A 19,513-nucleotide genomic window follows, 5' to 3' on the forward strand; every position below is an offset into this window, starting at 1 on the left:
TTTTAACCGTGGCACATTCAGCAGAGCCGGGGCAGGGCCCGGATCCGATGGAGGTCGGCCTGCCCATGCAGGATCCACCGACCGACCCCACCGGACTCCAGTTCAGGGGGGCGTTCTCCGGTTTCCCTGCGAGCCCCCCCGTCTCACGTGAGACCATGCCCAATACGCCTAATTCGGGCACCCGCGCGGGAGGTAAGGAAAGCATGGCCTCGGAGCAGTCCAGCCAGTCCCACCTGCCTTCGGCATGGCCGGAGGCTGCCGAGCCGTCGCCCTCGCGGCCGAACGACCCCCTCGGCTCCGGTGCCCGGCCGTCCCGCCCCCAGGACGAGCCGCAGGGCGGCAACGGCTCCTCGTGGCAGACCTCACCCGGCGGCGGCCCCTCCTCCGGAGGCAGGCCCCAGAGCCCCCAGCCCCACGACGACGGCCGTACGCCGAACCCGCAGGCCGACGGCTGGGCCCAGGCGACCGGCCCGCAGAACAACGGCTGGGCACAGGCGTCCAACCCCCGCAGCGACAGCTGGTCGGAGGCCTTCAGCCCGCGCAACAACGGCTGGGCGCAGGCGTCGAACTTCCAGGGTGACAGCTGGTCCCAGGCGTCCGGCCCCCAAGGATCCGTGCAGGGGTCCGGTTCACAGGGTGACGGCTGGGCGCAGGCATCGGGTTCCCAGGGGTCCGGCTCCCAGGGTGATGGCTGGTCCCAGGCATCCAGCCCGCAGGGGCCCGGTTCGCAGGCCGACGGCTGGGCGCAGGCGTCCGGCCCCCAGGACGCCGACAACCGGCACCAGACCTCCCCCGGCAACGGCTGGCCTCAGCCCACCCCCTCGCAGGACGGCTGGGCGCAGGCCTCCATGCCGTCCAACGACGGCGGCCGTACGCAGAGCCCGCAGGCCGACGGCTGGGCCCAGGCGTCCGACCCGCGCAACGACGGCTGGGCGCAGGCGTCGACCCCCCAGGGCGACGGCTGGGCGCAGGCATCGGGTTCCCAGGGGTCCGGCTCCCAGGGTGATGGCTGGTCCCAGGTATCGGGTTCCCAGGGGTCCGGTTCGCAGGCCGACGGCTGGGCGCAGGCGTCCGGCCCCCAGGACGCCGACAACCGGCACCAGACCTCCCCCGGCAACGGCTGGCCCCAGCCCACCCCCTCGCAAACCCAGTCCCAGTCCCAGTCCCAGGACGGCTGGGCGCAGGCCTCCGCGCCGTCCAACGACGGCGGCGCCCCGTCCTCCCCGAACAACGGCTGGCCGCAGTCCGCCCCGTCACAGGACGGCGACACCCGGCACGCCCCCACCCCTCAGGCCGACTCGTCCAACGGCTGGGCGCGGGCCACCGCGTCGCCCGACGCCGGCTGGCCCAGCACCACGCCCCACGACGACGGCCGCGCGCAGAGCCCGCAGGCCGACGGCTGGGCCCAGGCGACCGGCCCGCGGAACAACGGCTGGGCACAGGCCTCCGATCCGCAGGGGTCCGGCCCGCAGACCTCCGCACCGCAGCCCTCCACACCGCAGGGGGACGCGCACCGGCAGGGTTCCGGCACGACGGCGGGCGAGACGCGGCAGCCCACCGGACCGGGGCACGACACCCCCGCCTGGCCCCCGGCACAGCCGGCGGAGAACAACGCGTGGCCGCCCTCACCCGCGCAGGCGGGGAACGCCCAGTGGCCGCCCACACCCCCGGCGGGCGGGCACGCGTGGCCTCCGGCCTCCTCCCCGGGGAACGGAGGTCCCGCTGACGCGCAGACCTCGGCGTTCACCCCCTCGTGGGCGGGCGCCGACGCTCCGGCGGCTCCCTTCGGGGGCGCTCAGCCGGGCCTCGCGCAGGGAGGTGCCCAGGGCGCCCCTTCCGGTGCCGTCCCCGGCGGCCCCCCTTTCGGAGGCGCCTCACCTGACGGCGGCACGGACGACGGAAACGGCCGGCGCAGCTACGGCGTGCCGGACAACCCCGCGATGTGGGCCCTGGCGGCGAACGCGGCGGCCACCGGCGCGCCCTCACCTCAGGCGACCCCCCTCCACCCCGGAGCGGCCGGCTCCCCGCCTCCGCCCCAGCCCGGCCAGCCGGGTCAGCCGGGTCAGCCCGGACACTCGGGCCACCCCGGTCAGCCCGGCCACCCCGGTCAGCCCGGACATCACCTGAGCCGCGACCCGTCCGACCCGAACAGGCCGTTCGTCACCGCGGGCCAGATCAGCGGCCCGAAGACACCCCCGCCCGAGCGCCAGCAGGAGCTGTGGAACACGGTCTTCGGTGACAACTACCAGGCCATCGAGGACGAGGACGAGGAGCAGGGACGACCGGTCTGGATCTTCGCGCTGGCCGGGTCCGTGGCCATCGCGCTGCTCGGCGCGGTGCTCTGGGCGTTCCTGGCCGGGCCGCTCGCCGGCGGCGAGGAGATCGCCTCCGACCCCAAGCCCTCGGCGACGGCCACCAAGAAGCCCGCCAAGCCCGCCGCCGTCGGCCGCCTGCCGCGTTTCACCGGCGACGCGTCGCCGGTGGCCGGCACGCTCACCGACCAGCAGGCGGGCATCACCCTGGCACAGCTCGGCGCCCCCTGGCGGCAGGACCAGCGGCCCAGCGTGCCCACCACCTACGGCTTCACGACCCGCCAGTACCTCCCGGCGGGTACGGACTCCACGGGCAAGACCCAGTTCGCGCAGCTGATGTCGGGCCCGCTCTCCCCGCGTCTGAAGAGCAAGTACACCTCGCCGGAGAACCTCGCACCGGTGATCAACGCGGTGGCCTCCAGCGGGCGCAACAAGTTCTTCCCCGAGGACAACACCGCCCGCAAGACCGCCCAGCAGACCCTGTCGGTGAACGGCCTGCCCGGTCAGCTCGCGGCGTACGAGATCACCTCGGGCGACTCGAAGACGACCATGGTCGTGGCGGCGGTGAGCACCGGCGCCGACCTGCCCTCGATCGTCTACATGTCGGTGCCGGACAGCAAGAAGGAGCTGCTCCCCGACATCAACACCGTCTTCAAGTCGATCCGCGCGGCGGGGTAGCGACACCCCACGGGCCGCGCGGCGGGGTGAGACCCCGAGGGCCGCGCGGCGGGTGGTGACCGTCGCGGGCCCGGCGGGCTCCGAAGGCCGCTGAAGCCGCCGAAGGCCACGAAGCCGCTGAAGGCCACGGAGAGCTCAGAAGGTGCACTCCATCCGCTTGATCCCGTTGATGAAGCTGGAGTGGAGCCGTTCGGGAGCGCCACCCTCGATCGTCGGGACGCGGCGGAGCAGCTCCCGGAACATGACGGTGATCTCGCGGCGGGCCAGGTGGGCGCCGAGGCAGAAGTGCGGCCCCGGGCCGCCGAAGCCGATGTGGGGGTTGGGGTCACGGGTGATGTCGAAGCGGAGCGGGTCGGTGAAGACGCTCTCGTCGCGGTTGGCGGCCCAGTAGTAGAACACCACCTTCTCCCCCGCGCGATAGAGGTTGCCGTTCATCTCGTGGTCGCGGGTGAGCTTGCGGCGCATGTAGTTGACCGGTGAGGCGAGGCGGACGATCTCCTCGACGGCACCGGGCAGGCGCCCGTCGAGGTCCCGCAGCAGCAACTCGCGCTGGTCGGGGTTCTCGGTGAACAGGCGCAGGCCGTGGGAGATGGCGTTGCGGGTGGTCTCGTTGCCCGCCACCACCAGCAGGATGAAGAACGACCCGAGCTCCTGCATCGTCAGCTTCTCGCCGTCGATGTTGGCGTTGACCAGCGACGAGGTGAGGTCGGCCGTGGGATGCTCCGCCCGGTGCGCGGCGAGGTCCTGGACGAGTTGCTGCAGCTCCATCCCCGCGGTGAGCAGCCTCTCCGCGACGGTGTTCATGTCGAGGCCGACGTACTCGGGGTCGAAGCCTCCGAGGATGACGTTGGACCTGTCGAAGACCGTGCGGTAGTCCTTCTCCGGGATCCCCATCATGTCGCAGATGATCTTCAGGGGCAGCTTGGCGGCCACCTCGGTCACGAAGTCGCAGCCGGATCCCTTCTCGATCAGGTCGTCCACGATCCTCGCGGCCGCGGTGTCGACGTCGGCCTCGAACTGCTTGATCATCTTCGGCGTGAACGCCCGGGACACGATCCTGCGCAGCCTCGCGTGCCGGGGGTCGTCCATATTGATCATCGAACCGAAGTACTCGGCGAACTCGGCGGGCATGTCGAGGATGTTGGTGGCCCCGCCGTCCCCCGAGCAGAACACCTCGGGGTTGCGGCTGGCCTCCAGGATGTCGGCATGCCTGACCAGCGCGTGGTAGCCGACCCCTCGCGGGATCAGCGGGGTCTCCATCTCCTGGTAGAAGACGGGACGCTCCAGCTCCCTCAGGAGCCGGAAGGCGTGCTCCCGTTCCCGCATGGGCCTGGCCCAGAAGTCGGAGTCCGACAGGTCGAAGTCGTCGGCGGAGACGATCGGCTTCCGCTCGGCTGGCGTCACGCTCATGGCGCCCATCATTTGGGAAAGCAAACGCTTGCGTCAATGAGGCGTCCCGGGCCGCTCCCGGAAGACGTCCGCGAACCGCTCTGGGAAGGCACCCCGGGCCGCCCTCAGAAGTCGCAGTCGAGGTGCTTGATGCCGTTGATGAAGCTGGAACGCAGGCGGTCGGGCTCCCCCGCCGAACGGATGCCGGGCAGGCGGGTGAACAGCTCGCGGAACATCACGGTGATCTCGCGGCGGGCCAGGTGGGCGCCGAGGCAGAAGTGCGGCCCCGGGCCGCCGAAACCGACGTGCGGCCCCTCGGTGCGCCGGATGTCGAAGCGGTACGGGTCGGTGAAGACGCTCTCGTCGCGGTTGGCGGCCCAGTAGTACAGCAGGACCTTGTCGCCCTCGCGGTAGAGGTGGCCGTTCATCTCGTGGTCGCGGGTGAGGCTGCGGCGCATCCAGGCGACGGGCGAGGCGAGGCGGACGATCTCCTCGACGGCACCGGGCAGGCGCCCGTCCAGATCCTGCAGCAGCAGCTCGCGCTGGTCGGGGAACTCGGTGAACAGGTGCAGGCCGTGGGAGATGGCGTTGCGGGTGGTCTCGTTGCCCGCCACCACCAGCAGGATGAAGAACGACCCGAGCTCCTGCATCGTCAGCTTCTCGCCGTCGATGTTGGCGCTGGTCAGGGCGGTGATGAGGTTGTCTCCGCCCTCGGCGGCGAGGGAGATGACGAGGTCCTGGAGCCCCTGCCCCGCGCCGAGGAGCAGCTCGGCCGCGCGGCTGACGTCGGCGATGAACTCGGGGTCGCCGCCCGACAGGATGATGCTCGTGGCGTCGAAGACCGCCTGGTAGTGCTCGGGGCCGATGCCCATCATGTCGCAGATGATCTTCAGGGGCAGCTTGGCGGCCACCTCGGTCACGAAGTCGCAGCCGGGCCCCTTCTCGATCAGGTCGTCCACGATCCTCACGGCCGCGGCGTCGACGTCGGCCTCGAACTGCTTGATCATCTTCGGCGTGAACGCCCGGGACACGATCCTGCGCAGCCTCGCGTGCCGGGGATCGTCCATATTGATCATCGAACCGAAGTACTCGCCGAACTCGGGGCCGAGGTCCTGGACGGAGGTCGCCCCCCGGCCCGAGGAGAAGATGTCGGCGCGGCGGCTGGCCTCGATGATGTCCGCGTGCCGCACCAGGGCGTAGTAGCCGGGGCCGGGCGGGGCGAAGGAGATCTCGGGCTCGGCGAACAGGAGGGGGCCCGGCTGCGCGCGGAGCACCGCGAAGGCGGCCTCCCGCTCGGCCATCGGCCGCTCCCAGAAGGAGATGTCCGACAGGTCGATGTCCGCGAGTGAAACCGTCATGCCAGCCTCCACTAGAACCGCATTCTGTTTCATGGATCTTGCCACAGGACCCTCGGCTCAACCAGCCCAGAACGAGGTCGCCGGCCTTCCGGGAACGTTCCCGACATGGGAGGCGCCCGGCCTGGGAACATGCTCCCGCCTGGAACCCGGTGAAAGGAAGGCCACGGCCTGGCCAAGCTGGTCCGTCCGTCCGTCCGTGCGGGCCCGTGGCCGTAGGGCGCCCCGGCGGTCGGGAACTCGCTGCTCAGCGGCCGTACGGTCCCGCGGTCCTGCTTCCGCCGGAAAGAGATGTCCGCCGGAAGGAGCGTCCATGGAAAGAGCCGTCCACGGAAAGAGCCGTCCGTGGAAAGAGCCGTCCACGGAGAGACCGGAAAGAAAGGAGGGGGCGGGTCAGCGGTCGGCGGCGATGAGGTCGGCGGCCCTTTCGGCGATCATGACGGTGGGCGCGTGGGTGTGTCCCCGGGTGATGAGCGGCATGACCGAGGCGTCGGCCACCCGCAGCCCGGCGATCCCCCGGACCCGCAGGACCGGGTCGACCACCGACCCGGGATCGTCGCCCATCCGGCAGGTGCCGACCGGATGGTAGAGGGTCTCGCTGCGCTCGCGGATCCAGCGGACGAGCTCCTCCTCGCTCCTCGGGTCCCAGTACGGGTCCATCGGCGGCCCCGCGAGCGGCCGGAGCGCCTCGGTGCCGAACAGCTCCCTCGCCTTCCGCAGCCCCGCGACCTGCCGCCGGACGTCGGCCTCCGCCGTCAGGTAGCCGGGGTCGATCACGACGTCCCGGCCGTCCAGCGAGAGGCGTCCGCGGCTCTCCGGCCGGAGCAGGATCGAGGCGATGGTGAGGCCGTGGCCGGGCGGCGGGGTGAGGCCGTGGTTGATGAAGGAACCGGGGGCGAAGATCAGCTCGATGTCGGGGGCGGGCTCCTCCTCGGAGGTGCGGATGAACGCCACGGCCTCGCCGACGTTGGAGGTGAGCATGCCCCGGCCGCCGGTCAGGAAGCGGAGCAGGTTGACGACCGACTCGGCCCCCGCGAGGGTGATGGGCCTGAGGCAGTGCAGGAAGACGCCCGACGCGAGGTGGTCCTGGAGGTTGGCGCCGACCTCCGGCAGCTCGTGGACCGGCTCGACACCCGCGGCCCGCAGCTCGTCGGCCGGGCCGACGCCCGACAGCATCAGCAGGTGCGGTGAGCCGATCGCTCCGGCCGACAGGACGACCTCCCGGCGCGCCCTCACCACCGCCGTGCCGTCCCCGTTGTCGCCGCCGTACTCCACCCCGGTCGCGCGCCCGTTCTCGACGAGCACCCGGCGTACGCGCGAGGAGGTCAGCACGGTGAGGTTGGGCCGCCTGGCCGCGGGGGCGAGGTAGGCGTCGGCGGAGCTCCAGCGGCGGCCCCTGCGCTGGGTGACGGGGGTCGGCGAGCAGCCCTCGTTGGAGGGGCCGTTGAGCTCCTCCAGGCGGGCGATGCCCAACTCCTCGCAGGCCCGCAGGAAGAGCGCGGTCGCGGGGTTCGGGGAGCGCAGCTCCGAGATGTGGATCGGGCCCGCCGTGCCGTACACGCCGCCGCGGTTGGAGCCGGTGCGGCGCTCGATCCTGTGGAAGTACGGGAGGACCTCCTCGTAGGACCAGCCCGGCACGTCCCATCCGTCGTAGTCGGCGCGGTGCCCGCGCACCCACATCTGGGCGTTCATCGAGGAGGACCCGCCGAGCATCCGGCCGCGCGGCCAGTAGAGCTCCCTGCCGGACAGCTCGGGCTGCCTGGCGGTGGTGAAGTCCCAGTCGCGCTCGGTCTTGAACAGCTTGGAGAAACCGGCGGGCATCCGGACCTCCAGCCCGCGGTCGGAACCGCCCGCCTCGACGAGGGCGACGCTCGTTCCGGGGTCGGCGGAGAGACGGTTGGCCAGGACACATCCCGCCGACCCCGCACCCACGACGACGTAGTCGTACTCCACGCTCACCGACCCTTCATCGCACAACCAGCCGGCTCGCCTCCCCGTAAGCGTGCTCTTATTTACTTACGTCCCCATGCCTTGCCCGTCAATTTGTCACCGTGTTACCTACCGGTCAGTATCCCGGGCTGCCAGTATGAGCGAGTCAGAGCTTGCTCGGAGGAGGACGCACGATGCTCAACCTGTCGATCGCACTGGAGGACAGCGCCAGGGAGGCCCCCGACCGCACCGCACTGGTCTTCGGTGACCTGCGGCTGCCGTACTCCCTGGTCAACACCATCGCGAACCAGGTTGCCAACCTACTGGTCTCCCGCGGGATCGGTAAGGGCGACAAGGTGGCGCTGGCCTGCCCCAACCTGCCCTACTTCCCGTTCGTCTACTACGGGATCCTCAAGACGGGCGCCACGGTCGTGCCGCTCAACGTGCTGCTGCAGTCCAGGGAGATCGCCTACCACCTGGAGGACTCGCACGCCAAGGCGCTGTTCTGCTTCGAGGGCACCCCCGAGCTGCCGCTGGGCGAGCGGGGCAGGGCGGGCTTCGAGGGTTCCTCGGCCGAACACCTCTTCGTCCTGCCCGCCGCCGCGTTCGCCACCGAGTCCGAGTACGGGGAGACGCTGTGGGCCGCGCTGGAGGGTGTCTCCGGCGAGTTCGAGACCGTGCAGACCTCACCCGACGACACCGCGGTGATCCTGTACACCAGCGGCACCACGGGCCAGCCCAAGGGCGCCGAGCTCAGCCACCAGAACATGCTGCTCAACGCCATGGTCTCCGACGGCATGTTCCCCCGCACCGAGGGCGGCGACGCCTACCTGGCGGTGCTGCCGCTGTTCCACTCCTTCGGGCAGACCGTCGTCATGAACGCCGGGTTCCTGCGCCGGGCGACCGTCGTGCTCGTGCCGCGCTTCGAGCCGGGACCGGCCCTGGAGCTGATGCGCGCCGAGAACATCACGCTGTTCGCGGGCGTGCCGACCATGTACTGGGCCATGCTGACGAAGATCCACGCGGACGGCGACGAGGTGCCCACCTCGCTGCGGATCGCGGCCGCCGGCGGCGCCTCCTCCCCCGTCGAGGTGCTCAAGGACTTCGAGAAGACCTTCGGGGTCGGCATCCTGGAGGGGTACGGCCTGTCGGAGACCTCCCCGGTGGCCAGCTTCAACCAGCTCGGCAAACCCACCAAGCCCGGCACGATCGGCACGCCGATCTGGGGCGTGGAGATGAAGCTGATCGACGGCGACTGGAAGACGATCGAGGGCGAGGGGCCCGGCGAGATCGCGATCCGCGGCCACAACATCATGAAGGGCTACTACAACCGGCCCGAGGCGACCGCCGAGGTCATGCGGGACGGCTGGTTCCGCACCGGCGACATCGCCACCCGCGACGCCGACGGCTACTACTCCATCATCGACCGGGCCAAGGACATGATCATCCGAGGTGGATTCAACGTCTACCCGCGCGAGCTCGAAGAGGTCCTGATCACCCATCCCGAGGTCTCCCTCGCGGCGGTGGTCGGGGTCGCCCACGACTCGCACGGCGAGGAGGTCAAGGCGTACGTCATCCGCACCCCCGGCGCGACGATCACCGAGGAGGAGCTCATCGCCTGGGGCAAGGAGAACATGGCGGGGTACAAGTACCCGCGGATCGTCGAGTTCCGCGACGCGCTGCCGATGACCGCGACCGGGAAGATCCTCAAGCGCGAGCTCCGCTGAGGGGCCGCACCCGCCACCTGACCTCCATGAGGTCGCGAACGGCGGCGGGGCCGGGCTCCTGACGGCACGCGACGTGCCGTCAGGAGCCCGTCCCCGAGGTTCCGGGCCGACCGGGACAACCGGGCCGGGGTAACCGAGCCGGGCCAAGACGTCGGGCCGACCGGGATGTCAGGCCGGCCCGAGGTGTCGGGCCGGCCACGATGTCAGGGCGACCGGGACGTCAGGCTGAGTAGACCTCGAACTCGGACAGCTGCCCGGCGGGCCAGCCGGTGTTGCCGGTGACGTTCACCCGGACGTACCGGGTGGACGTCGCGGTGAACGTGATCGTCACCGTGTTGCCCGAGCCCGGGTCGAAGGAGCGGCCCGCCGATCCCGCGAGCGTGGTGAACGACGACCCGTTCGTGCTGCCCTGCACCGACAGCGTCTGCGTGCGGGCCTGCCACGCCGCCTGCGGCGGAAGCTTCAGCACCACCCTGCCGACCGTCGCGGCGGCGCCCAGGTCGACCTGGATCCACTGCGGGAACGCGTTGTTCGCGCTCTCCCAGTAGCTGTTCGCGTCACCGTCGACCGTGTTCGCCGGGACGAGGTTCTGCGTGTGGCTGCTCGCCGACGTCGCCTTGCCGCGCGCCAGGTTGGCGTTCGGGGCGGCGTCCGTGGTCACGGTCACGGTATTGGACGGGGACGAGGCGTTGGCGGCCGCGTCGTGGGCGGTGACGGTGAAGGTGTACGCCGTCGCGGGGCTCAGCCCGGTCACCGTGTGCGCGGTGCCCTGCACGGTGGCCACGACGGTGCCGCCCCGGCGCACCTGGTAGCCGGTCACCCCCACGTTGTCGGTGGAGGCCGACCACGACAGCGACACTCCGGTCGCCGTCTTCCCGGTCACGGTGAGGTTGCCCGGGGTGCTCGGCGGCTGCGTGTCGCCCCCGGTGACGGACCCGTACACCTCCAGCTCGCCCAGCTGCGCGGCCGTCCAGCCGGTGTTGCCGGTGAAGGTGAGCTGGACGTACCGGGTGGAGGCGGCGGGGAACGTGATCGTCACCGTGTTGCCCGAGCCCGGGTCGAAGGAGTGTCCCGCCGGTCCGGCGAGCGTGGTGAACGACGACCCGTTCGTGCTGCCCTGCACCGACAGCGTCTGCGTGCGGGCCTGCCACGCCGCCTGCGGCGGCAGCTTCAGCACCACCCTGCCGACCGCCGCCGCCGTCCCCAGGTCCACCCGGAGCCACTGGGGGTAGGCGTTGTTCGCGCTCTCCCAGTACGTGTTCGGGTCGCCGTCGACCGCGTTCTGCGGGACGAAGTTCTGGTTGTGACTGCTCGCCGTCACCGTCTTGCCCCGCGCCAGGTTGGTGGTGGGGTCGCCGCCCCCGACCATGGGCTGGGTGGGGCGGACGGCGGTGAGGGCGATCTGGCCCTTGAGCATCCGGCCGCCGTCGCCGGTCAGGCGCAGGTAGTAGTCGGCCGAGCAGGCGGTGCCGTCCTCGTCCAGGGCGAGCATGCCGGAGTTGGCCGGGACGTCGGCGAGGGTCTCGGCGGTCTTGGCGATCTGGTTGCCCTCGTTGTACTCGTCGAACATGGAGATGTAGATGCCCTGCGCGCCGACGCGGACCATGTTGTAGAACTGGCGCCACATGAAGTCGCCGTGGCGGCGCTGGCGGGTGGTGACGTCGCCGGGCAGCACGCAGGGCTGGTAGTCGATGCCGTGGGCGTCGCAGTCGGCCTGGTCGGGCAGGTTGACGTTGGTGTAGAAGTGGTCGACGTCGGCGATGGTCCCGATGCGCCCCACCATCCACGGGGAGATCATGTGGAAGGCGTGGTAGACGTCCAGGAAGCCCGGCCGGGAGTCCTCGACGCCGCGCCGCCAGTGGGTGGGCACCCCGCCCATCACGTAGCAGCCCTGGGCCTTGAACCAGTTGACGACGTCCAGGCAGGGGCCGGGCGCCCAGGGGCGCTTGGGGTCGTTGAAGCCGAAGCCCCAGATGCCGACGACGGGCTTGCCGTTCTGCACGGCGTAGGCCGACGAGGCGGTGTGCGCCCTCATCTTGGTGAGCCAGTCGGTCTTGATCTCCGGCTGCATGTTCGTCCAGTCGGTGACGTCGTACATGATGTAGTACTTGCGGCCGTTGGCCTCGGCGGCGGCGCGGACCTTGGCGGCCATCGCGTCACGCGTGGGGCCCTCGCCGCCCATCGGGTTGAAGCGCTGCAGGGCGGCGGTGTCGATGTTGTTCTCGCGCATCCAGCGGAAGTGGGTGTCGACGGTCTGCTGGTCGTAGGAGGAGAACAGGGTGGCGGGGCGGCCGTTGTTGAGGTTGGCGTAAGCGGTGGGATAGGCGTTGGTGTACTCCCGCATGTCGGGCCAGGCGACGATGGTGTTGTTGGAGGGCGAGGGGCTCTGGGACATGTCCTGGCTCCAGTGCCACCAGCCGTTGATCGGGGCGGCGTCGCCCTTGCAGGCGAACCAGCCCTGGTAGCCGACGGTGATCTTCCCGACCACGTCCCCGGGCGGGCTGGCGGCGTGGGCCGCGCTGCCCAGCGCGGACAGTAGCTGCGACGACGACACCGCGGCGAGGGCGGACCCGGACATCACGGAGGTCATGAACCTCCGGCGCGAGACGGCCACGTGAGACTCCTTTCGTCCGGAGCGGCCATCCGTGCTTCGCCGCTCCTTCCGGGGGCGGGGGGGTGCCGTGCCGGTGAGCCCGCGTGTCCGGCCGGAACGCGTTCCGCCCGGGAGGAAAGCCGCACGCCACAGGCACGGGAGCGGCCCGCGCCGTCCCCGGCGCGGCAGCGGGCTGCCTGCGTCATCCTGACAGGAACCGATACGCAAACGCAATAGTCAGAAATGTAGATGAAATCTTCCGGCATCAACTTGCAAGAATTTGCGTTCGGTGTTTGCGTCCGGACCGTTCCAAGGCGCGCGTCTCGTGGCGGGAAACGAACGGCCCCCGCCACGGGGTGTCCGTGGCGGGGGCCGGAGAGTCCGGTGTGAACGCGTTCACCTGAGCGCCCGCGCGGATTCTCGTAGAGGAACATCCCGTACGAGCGTCTCCCGCGCGGAGGTCTCCCGTGTGCGCGTGTCCCGGATGCGCGTGTTGTGGATGCGCGTGTCGCGGAGGTCAGGGCCAGTCGAGCGAGGGGCGGAGCGGGACGCCGGCCGTGCCGTCGGCGTCGAGCTTCACCCCGAGGACCTGGTGGAGCTGGATCTTGTTGCGTTCGAAACCGACCACGCAGGCCGCCATGTAGAGGCGCCAGACCCGCGCCGTCCCCTCGCCGACCTCTTGGACCGCCTCGTCCCAGTGCTCGTCGAGGTTGGCGCACCAGAAGCGGAGGGTCTGCGCGTAGTGCTCGCGCAGGTTCTCCTCGTGGCGGATCTCGAAGCCGGTGTCCTCGATCTGGCGGGCCAGGTAGCCGACCGACTCCAGCTCCCCGTCGGGGAAGACGTAGCGGTTGATGAAGCCGCCCGCGTTGAGGGTCTTCTCCGTGCCCGTCGGGCGGGTGATGCAGTGGTTGAGCAGCCGCCCGCCGGGGACGAGCTTGTCGTACAGGAAGCGGAAGTAGAAGGGCAGCTGGTCCTTGCCGATGTGCTCGGTCAGGCCGATCGAGCTGACGGCGTCGAAGCCGGTCTCCGGCACGTCGCGGTAGTCCATGTGGCGGACCTCGGCGAGCTCGCCGAGACCGGCCTCCGCGATGGCCTTCTGCGCCCACTCGGCCTGCTGGCGCGAGAGGGTGACCCCCAGCGCCTTCACGCCGTACTCGCGGGCGGCGTGGATGACCATCCCGCCCCAGCCGCAGCCGACGTCCAGCAGCCTCATGCCGGGCTTGAGGTCCAGCTTGCGGGCGACGAGCTCGAACTTGGTGCGCTGCGCCTCCTCCAGCGTGGAGTCCCGCTCGGGGAAGACCGCGCAGGTGTAGGCCATGGAGGGGCCGAGCACCCAGGAGTAGAACCTGTTGGAGACGTCGTAGTGGTGGTGGATGGCCTCGGCGTCGCGCTGCTTGGCGTGCCTGCTGCCCATCCGGGCGAGCACGCTGCGCCGCACCTCCTGCGGGGGTGGCGGCATCCGCGTCAGCAGCGGGCGGACCCCGAGGGCCCGGATGGCCGAGAGCTTCTGCCCGACCGGGATGTCGTTGACGGTGAGCGACCACATGCGGGACAGCAGGGTGTACATGTCGCCGTCGACGTCGAGGTGACCGGACACGTACGCCCTGGCCAGACCCAGCTCTCCGGGGGCCTGTGCCAGGTACGCGACGGCCGCCGGGGTCTTCACCTCGACACTGATGTCGGCACCGGCCGGCCCGGCCTTGCTTCCGTCGTAGGCGACGAAGCGCACGTCCGCCTCGGGCCCCATGACCTTCTCGAAGATCTCTGCGAGCAACACAGAATCAGCCTCTCTTAACGCCCCCGAACACACTTGTCGTAGAGGTCGAGCAACCGGCCACCCCCGTCGTATGCCCGCTTGACCGGCCAGTAGGCGGTTCCGTTATAGAACCGCCAGAATTCATCCTCCGGGTAGAACGAAGTGGAGTACAGCGATTTATGCCCCTCCAGTTCGTGAACGCGGTTCTCGATCAGACGGTTGTGGTAACCGTCGAACTGCCCCCTGGGGAGGGGGACCGTTCCCCAGAAGCCGAAGTTGACGTAGAGCCGTCCCGGCTCCAGCGGGTAGAGCGGCCACTCGCCGTCGGATCTCAGCGGGCACATCCAGACCGGCGCCATGCCGACCTTGTCGTGGAAGAACTCCAGGAACTCGGCGCCGCGCTCGACGGGCACCTCGATGTCCTGGATGACCGACTCCTGCACGGGCAGGTCGCGCCAGCGGTCGACCCTGGCGACCACGCCGTACTTGCGGTCGAGGCCGACGAGCCTGCGGTAGACGTCCGAGCGCATCCACTTGCGCGGCATCAGGGAGCGCACCAGCGCGGTCTGCACGCCGAAGGCGCGCGAGCACCAGAACCAGTCGGTGTCCCAGCGCCACAGGTAGTCGCGGACGGTGAGCCAGTCGCGGGTCCTGGTCTGGATCGACCGGTAGTAGATGCGCATCCCGGTGTAGTCGGACAGATACGGGGCGCGCTCGGCGAAGCGGCCCACCGTGATGTAGAGCTCTCCGGGGCCGAAGAACGTGCCGTCGACGAAGTCGACGCGCTCGCCCTCGTACTCGCCGCGCTCGCAGATCTCACGCATCGCGAGCATGCACTTGTCGGCGTCGCCGAACGGGATGTGGGTCAGCCTCACGTACGGCTGGACGGGCTTCAGCTTGATGCGGATCCGCAGGGCGTAGCCGAGCGTGCCGTAGGAGTTGGGGAACGCGCGGAACAGGTCGCGGTGCTCGTTGTCGTCACGGGCCACCACGATCCTGCCGTCGCCGGTGAGGATCTCCAGCTCCTCCACCGACTCGTGCGGCAGGCCGTCCCTGAAGCTGGTGGACTCGATGCCGAGCCCCGTCACCGCTCCGCCCAGCGTGATCGTCTTCAGCTGCGGCACGACGTACGGCATGAACCCGTGGGCGAGCGTGGCGTCCACCAGGTTCTCGTAGGTCGTCATCCCCTGGACCTCGGCGGTCATCGCCACCGGGTCGACCTGGATCACCTGGTCGAGGTCCCTGGCCGAGAGCTTCGCCGACCGGGCGCCGTCCCTGAACCGGAACAGGTTGGTGGTGGCCTTGGAGAGCCGGGGCACCGCGTCTCCCGGGAGGGCGGCGTAGGACTCCCTGATCTGCTCCACCGCCTGACGGTGCGCCGACATCCCCGTCATCTGTCGCACGGTGATCACCCCCATGACCTCGTTGGAAAGATCGCCCCTAGGCACGTTATAACTCGGATGTCTCCGGAGCCAGGCAGGGCGCGTTAAACACGGGAAAACTCTACGACCGTCCTTCTTACGATCTTCGACCGACCACCGCGTCGACCCCGTTGACCACGTTCGCGACGGGGCGGCCCTCGATCGCGGCCTGCAGGTTGTCCAGCACGCACCGGATCAGGCGACCGGTCGACTGGGGGGTCACCCCGGCCACGTGCGGCGAGAGCAGCACCCTCGGGGCGGTGCGCAGCGGGTCGTCCTGTGGCAGCGGCTCGGTGTCGAAGACGTCGAGCGCGGCGCCGCCCAGATGCCCCGACTCCAGGGCCGACAGCAGCGCCGCCGAGTCGACCACCTGCCCCCGCGCCGCGTTGACGAGCAGCGAGCCCGCGGGCATCAGGGAGGGGTCGACGAACCTTCTGGTCTCCTCCGTCAGCGGGACGACCAGGACGAGGACGTGGGAGCTCGCGACCAGTTCACCGAGCTCACGGTAGGTGTAGGGCACCTCGCGCGGCGTGCGGGTCCAGTAGGAGACCTCGCACCCGTGGGCGGCGAACATCCGGGCGGCGGCCTCGCCGATCGGGCCGAACCCGACGATGCCGACGCGCGAGCCGTACAGCTCGGCGGGCCCGAGCTCCAGCTGCGGCCAGCGTCCCGCGCGGACCGCGGCGTCGGCGTCGAGCAGCCGCCGCGACAGCGCGAGCGCGGCGGCGAGACACCACTCGGCCACCCCGATCGCGCTCACCCCCGCGGTGTTGGCCAGCGGCACGCCCGCCCCGGTGAGCGCGGCGAGGTCGTGGCCGTCCACGCCGACGGAGGGCTGCTGCACGAACGCCAGGTTCGGCGCGGCCCGGACGGCCTCGGCGTCCAGGGCGAGCCCGCCGCTCCAGTCGCCGACCACGATCTCGGCCTCGCCGAGGGCTGTCAGCAGCGACTCCCGGTCGCGGGCCGCGGGGACCGACACGGCGACCCGGTCACCGAGCGAGCCGAGCAGGTTGCGCACCGCCTCCTCGGGGAGCGGCGGCAGCGCGAGCACCCTCCAGGGCGCGCCGCCCGCCGCCTCGGGGTGGAGGCCGCCGGACGTGCTCTGGGTCATGTGACTCGCCTCCAGGGGAAGGAACGTGGAACTTTGGGGACTTCGGGGGACTTGAAGACCTTGGGGGGTTGCAAGGGGTAGGCCGTCGGGCGCGGGGTCCGCGCTCCGCGGGACGGGTCACTCGCCTCCGCGCGGGTGGAAGCTGTCGAACACGCGGGTCATCAGGGCCTGCTGGGCGACCCACTCGTCGTCGTGGGTGGTCCAGCTGAGCACCATGACCGAGTCGCCCACCTCGACGAAGCGCCGTACCTCGTGGTAGGTCACCCCGGCGGTGGCCCAGGGGGCTCCCCCGCTGTCCTTCATCGTCCAGGTGAACTCCCACTGGAGCCCGGCGCCGTAGGCGAGGGGGATCTTGGCCGTGTCCTCGGAGTGGATGTCGCTCCACTGGGCCACGTTCTCCTTGACGATCTCCTGGAGCGACTCCAGGCCGTCGACGCCCCCCTCCAGCGGCTCCACCGACAGGTGGGCGGCGCCGTCGCGGCGCAGCCACTGGGTGTAGCCCGTCTCGGCCGCCCAGTCGCCGTTCCAGCCGGCCGGGTAGCCGATGGACCAGTTCTCCGGGGGGCGGGCCCGCCAGGTCTTCAGCCCTCCGGCGGGCACCGCCGCCGCCCTGGTCCTGCTGGGCTTGGAAGTGGGGGTCGGGGTGGGGGTCTCCGACGCGTTCTCCTCCGTCGGCTCCGGGGTGGCCTCGACGACGGTGGGCGCCGAGCGGGCCACCGGCCGCTGCTCGGGCTGTGACATCGCCACGGCCGCCGCGGCGCCCCCGGCCGCCAGGAGCACGACGGCCCCCACGATCAGCGGGAGCCGCCCTCCCTTCCGGCGTCCGGACACGGCCGCGCTTCTGGTCTCGTGCCCGTCCCACCCTCCGGCGTGGTGGGAGGCCTTGCCGATGCGGCTGAAGTTCTCCTGCGTACCGCTCGGGATCCCTCCCGTACGGTGGCCCCCGGTCCCTCCCACGCGGCGGACGGCGGTCTCCCCGGTGCGGCGGGCCGCGGTCGCCGGGTCGTTGATGACCTCGGCCAGCATGGCGTCGGCCTGCTGCGCGGTGAGCCGGTGGGCGGGCTCCCGCTGGAGCATGCCGGTGAGCACCGCCCGCGTCTCCGGGGGCAGCACGCCGAAGTCGGGCTCCTCGGTGAGGAGCGCGCCGAGGGTGGAGATGGCGTCGCGGCGCTCGAAGGGCCCGTGGCCGACCAGGGCCGCGTAGAGGGTGGCGCCGAGGGCCCACAGGTCGGACCAGGGGCCGGCGTCGACACCGGTGGCGCGCTCGGGCGGCAGGAAGCTCGGCGAGCCCGTCACCATGCCGGTCTGGGTGAGCGAGGTGTCGCCCTCGATGACGGCGATGCCGAAGTCGGAGAGCACGGCGCGGCCCTCGGCGTCCAGCAGGATGTTGCTCGGCTTGACGTCGCGGTGCAGGATCCCGGCCTCGTGGGCCGCGCGCAGGGCCGACAGGACCTGGCGGCCGATGTCGGCGACCTGGTGCACCGGCAGCAGGCCGACCTCGTCCAGCCCGCGGGCCCTGACCAGCTCCATCACGATCCAGGGGCGGCCGTCCTGCTCCGCCACGTCGTAGATCGCCACGATGCCGCGGTGGTTGAGCCTGGCCGCCGTCCTGGCCTCGCGGGAGGTGCGGGTCAGCTGGACCTGGTGCTCGGCCGGGGAGAGGTTGGGCGGCAGGAGCACCTCCTTCACGGCGACCGAGCGGTTGAGGAGGGTGTCGTAGCCCTCCCACACGACGCCCATGCCGCCCCTGCCGAGCTCTCGCAGCAATCGATAGCGCCCAGCGACCACCCGTTCACTGTGCGGATATGTCATCGCAAAACCCCTAGGTCCCATTCGGAGAGGGCGCAAGTTTCCCATACACGCGCGGGCGCCACGCGACTCCTCGCGATGTGTCTTGCCATGGAAAGCCGAATGTTGTTCTACTTGGGCGGGAGGGGCGGCCGTGATCAAGACCGATCGATCGCTCGTTCACGCCGTACCCGACGAGACCGGAACGCAGCCGAGGAGAATGCCGATGGAGCGCGTGACCAGGAAGGGCCCGCTGGCCGGAGTCCGCGTGCTCGAACTGGCGGGGCTGGCTCCCGGGCCGTTCGCCGGGATGATGCTGGCCGACCACGGGGCCGAGGTGCTGCGCGTCGACCGCGTGAGCGCCGTCGCCAGGGCCGGCGACAGGCCGCGCCCCGACGTGATGGACCGGGGCAAACGGACGATCGGCCTGGACCTGAAGTCCCCCGAGGGGGTGGCCGCGTTCAAGGAGCTGGCCCGCCACGCCGACGTGGTCGTCGAGGTCTTCCGGCCGGGGGTCGCCGAGCGCCTCGGCATCGGCCCGGCCGACCTGCACGCGGTCAACCCGCGCCTCGTCTACGGGCGGATGACCGGCTGGGGCCAGGACGGCCCGCTCGCGCCGGCCGCCGGGCACGACATCGACTACATCGCCGTCTCCGGCGTGCTGTCGATGCTGGGCCGCGAGGGCGAGCGCCCCACCCCGCCGATCAACATCCTCGGCGACTTCGCCGGGGGCGGCCTCATGCTCGCGTACGGCGTGCTGCTGGCGTTGATCGAGCGGGAGCGCACCGGCGAGGGCCGGGTGATCGACGCCGCCATGGTGGACGGCGCGGCGACGCTGTTCGCGATGTTCCACCACGGCGTGCAGACCGGCGGCTGGGGCCCGCGCGGCACGAACCTGCTCGACACCGGCGCGCCGATGTACGACACCTACGAGACCGCCGACGGCCGGTACGTGGCCGTCGGGGCCCTGGAGCCGCAGTTCTGGGCCGAGATGGTCACCCTGATGGGCCTGGAGGACCTGCCCGACCGCGGCGACAGGGCCCAGTGGCCCGCGCTCCGCGAGCGGCTGACCGAGGCGTTCCGGTCCAGGACCCGCGCCGAGTGGGAGGCGGTGTTCGACGGCTCCGACGCCTGCGTCTTCCCGGTGCTGGAGGGGGACGAGGCCGCCGACCACCCGCACAACAAGGCCAGGGGCACGTTCGTCGAGGTCGGCGGGGTCAGGCAGCCCGTGCCCGCGCCGCGCCTGCTCGGCGTGCCCGAGCAGGACCTCTCCCCCTCCACCCGGCTGGCGGACCTGTCCTCCTGGGGGCTGCCCGACGAGGCCGCGACGCGGCTGCGCGAGGCCGGGGTGCTGGCCTGACAGGCGGCGAGACGGGCAGGCAGACCGCGGGCGACGGTCCCGTCGGCACGAACACCGAAACAATGGAAGGCACTGAAGGCGTGAAGGACACGAG

General features: G+C 71.1%; 11 protein-coding genes. 3 read left to right on the top strand and 8 right to left on the bottom strand.

Going from position 1 to position 19,513, the window contains the following annotated elements; translation table 11 throughout:
* Positions 1-203: 203 nt before the first annotated feature.
* Positions 204-2,990: a hypothetical protein gene (locus ACFYWM_RS22665; RefSeq protein ID WP_389917416.1), complete on the top strand. Its 2,787-nt coding sequence runs from the start codon at positions 204-206 to the stop codon at positions 2,988-2,990.
* A 135-nt stretch (positions 2,991-3,125) separates the two neighbouring features.
* On the opposite strand, the gene ACFYWM_RS22670 is transcribed toward ACFYWM_RS22665, so the two are convergent.
* The 3 genes from ACFYWM_RS22670 to ACFYWM_RS22680 form a co-directional block, all read right to left on the bottom strand.
* Entirely contained in the window at positions 3,126-4,400 is a 1,275-nt protein-coding gene (locus ACFYWM_RS22670) for a cytochrome P450 (protein ID WP_389917417.1), read from the bottom strand.
* A 104-nt stretch (positions 4,401-4,504) separates the two neighbouring features.
* A complete protein-coding gene (locus tag ACFYWM_RS22675; RefSeq protein ID WP_389917418.1) occupies positions 4,505-5,737 on the bottom strand; it encodes a cytochrome P450 in 1,233 nt (410 codons plus the stop codon).
* Between the two features lie 390 nt (positions 5,738-6,127).
* A complete protein-coding gene (locus ACFYWM_RS22680) occupies positions 6,128-7,693 on the bottom strand; it encodes a GMC family oxidoreductase (RefSeq protein ID WP_389917419.1) in 1,566 nt (521 codons plus the stop codon).
* Between the two features lie 164 nt (positions 7,694-7,857).
* On the opposite strand from ACFYWM_RS22680, the gene ACFYWM_RS22685 reads away from it, so the two are divergent.
* Complete coding sequence (locus tag ACFYWM_RS22685; protein WP_389917420.1) at positions 7,858-9,390, top strand: long-chain fatty acid--CoA ligase; 1,533 nt, start codon at positions 7,858-7,860, stop codon at positions 9,388-9,390.
* A 220-nt stretch (positions 9,391-9,610) separates the two neighbouring features.
* On the opposite strand, the gene ACFYWM_RS22690 is transcribed toward ACFYWM_RS22685, so the two are convergent.
* From ACFYWM_RS22690 to ACFYWM_RS22710, 5 genes are all read right to left on the bottom strand, one after another.
* The gene (locus ACFYWM_RS22690) at positions 9,611-12,004 is read right to left on the bottom strand and encodes a discoidin domain-containing protein (protein ID WP_389917421.1); all 2,394 of its coding nucleotides are present in this window, start codon (positions 12,002-12,004) and stop codon (positions 9,611-9,613) included.
* A gap of 496 nt (positions 12,005-12,500) precedes the next feature.
* Positions 12,501-13,760, bottom strand: coding sequence for a class I SAM-dependent methyltransferase (locus tag ACFYWM_RS22695; protein WP_389917422.1), 1,260 nt, complete (start codon positions 13,758-13,760; stop codon positions 12,501-12,503).
* A 14-nt stretch (positions 13,761-13,774) separates the two neighbouring features.
* Complete coding sequence (locus ACFYWM_RS22700; protein WP_389917534.1) at positions 13,775-15,124, bottom strand: FAD-binding oxidoreductase; 1,350 nt, start codon at positions 15,122-15,124, stop codon at positions 13,775-13,777.
* A 133-nt stretch (positions 15,125-15,257) separates the two neighbouring features.
* The gene (locus ACFYWM_RS22705; RefSeq protein WP_389917423.1) at positions 15,258-16,271 is read right to left on the bottom strand and encodes an NAD(P)-dependent oxidoreductase; all 1,014 of its coding nucleotides are present in this window, start codon (positions 16,269-16,271) and stop codon (positions 15,258-15,260) included.
* A 117-nt stretch (positions 16,272-16,388) separates the two neighbouring features.
* Positions 16,389-18,083 carry a serine/threonine-protein kinase gene (locus ACFYWM_RS22710; protein ID WP_389917424.1) on the bottom strand — a complete coding sequence of 565 codons (1,695 nt, stop codon included), beginning with the start codon at positions 18,081-18,083 and terminating at the stop codon, positions 16,389-16,391.
* 202 nt (positions 18,084-18,285) lie between these two features.
* Between ACFYWM_RS22710 and ACFYWM_RS22715 the strand changes: the two genes are divergently transcribed.
* Positions 18,286-19,419: a CaiB/BaiF CoA transferase family protein gene (locus ACFYWM_RS22715; RefSeq protein WP_389917425.1), complete on the top strand. Its 1,134-nt coding sequence runs from the start codon at positions 18,286-18,288 to the stop codon at positions 19,417-19,419.
* The last annotated feature ends 94 nt before the right edge of the window (positions 19,420-19,513 follow it).

It is taken from the genome of Streptosporangium sp. NPDC002721 (genome assembly GCF_042888905.1).
GTDB lineage: Bacteria > Actinomycetota > Actinomycetes > Streptosporangiales > Streptosporangiaceae > Streptosporangium.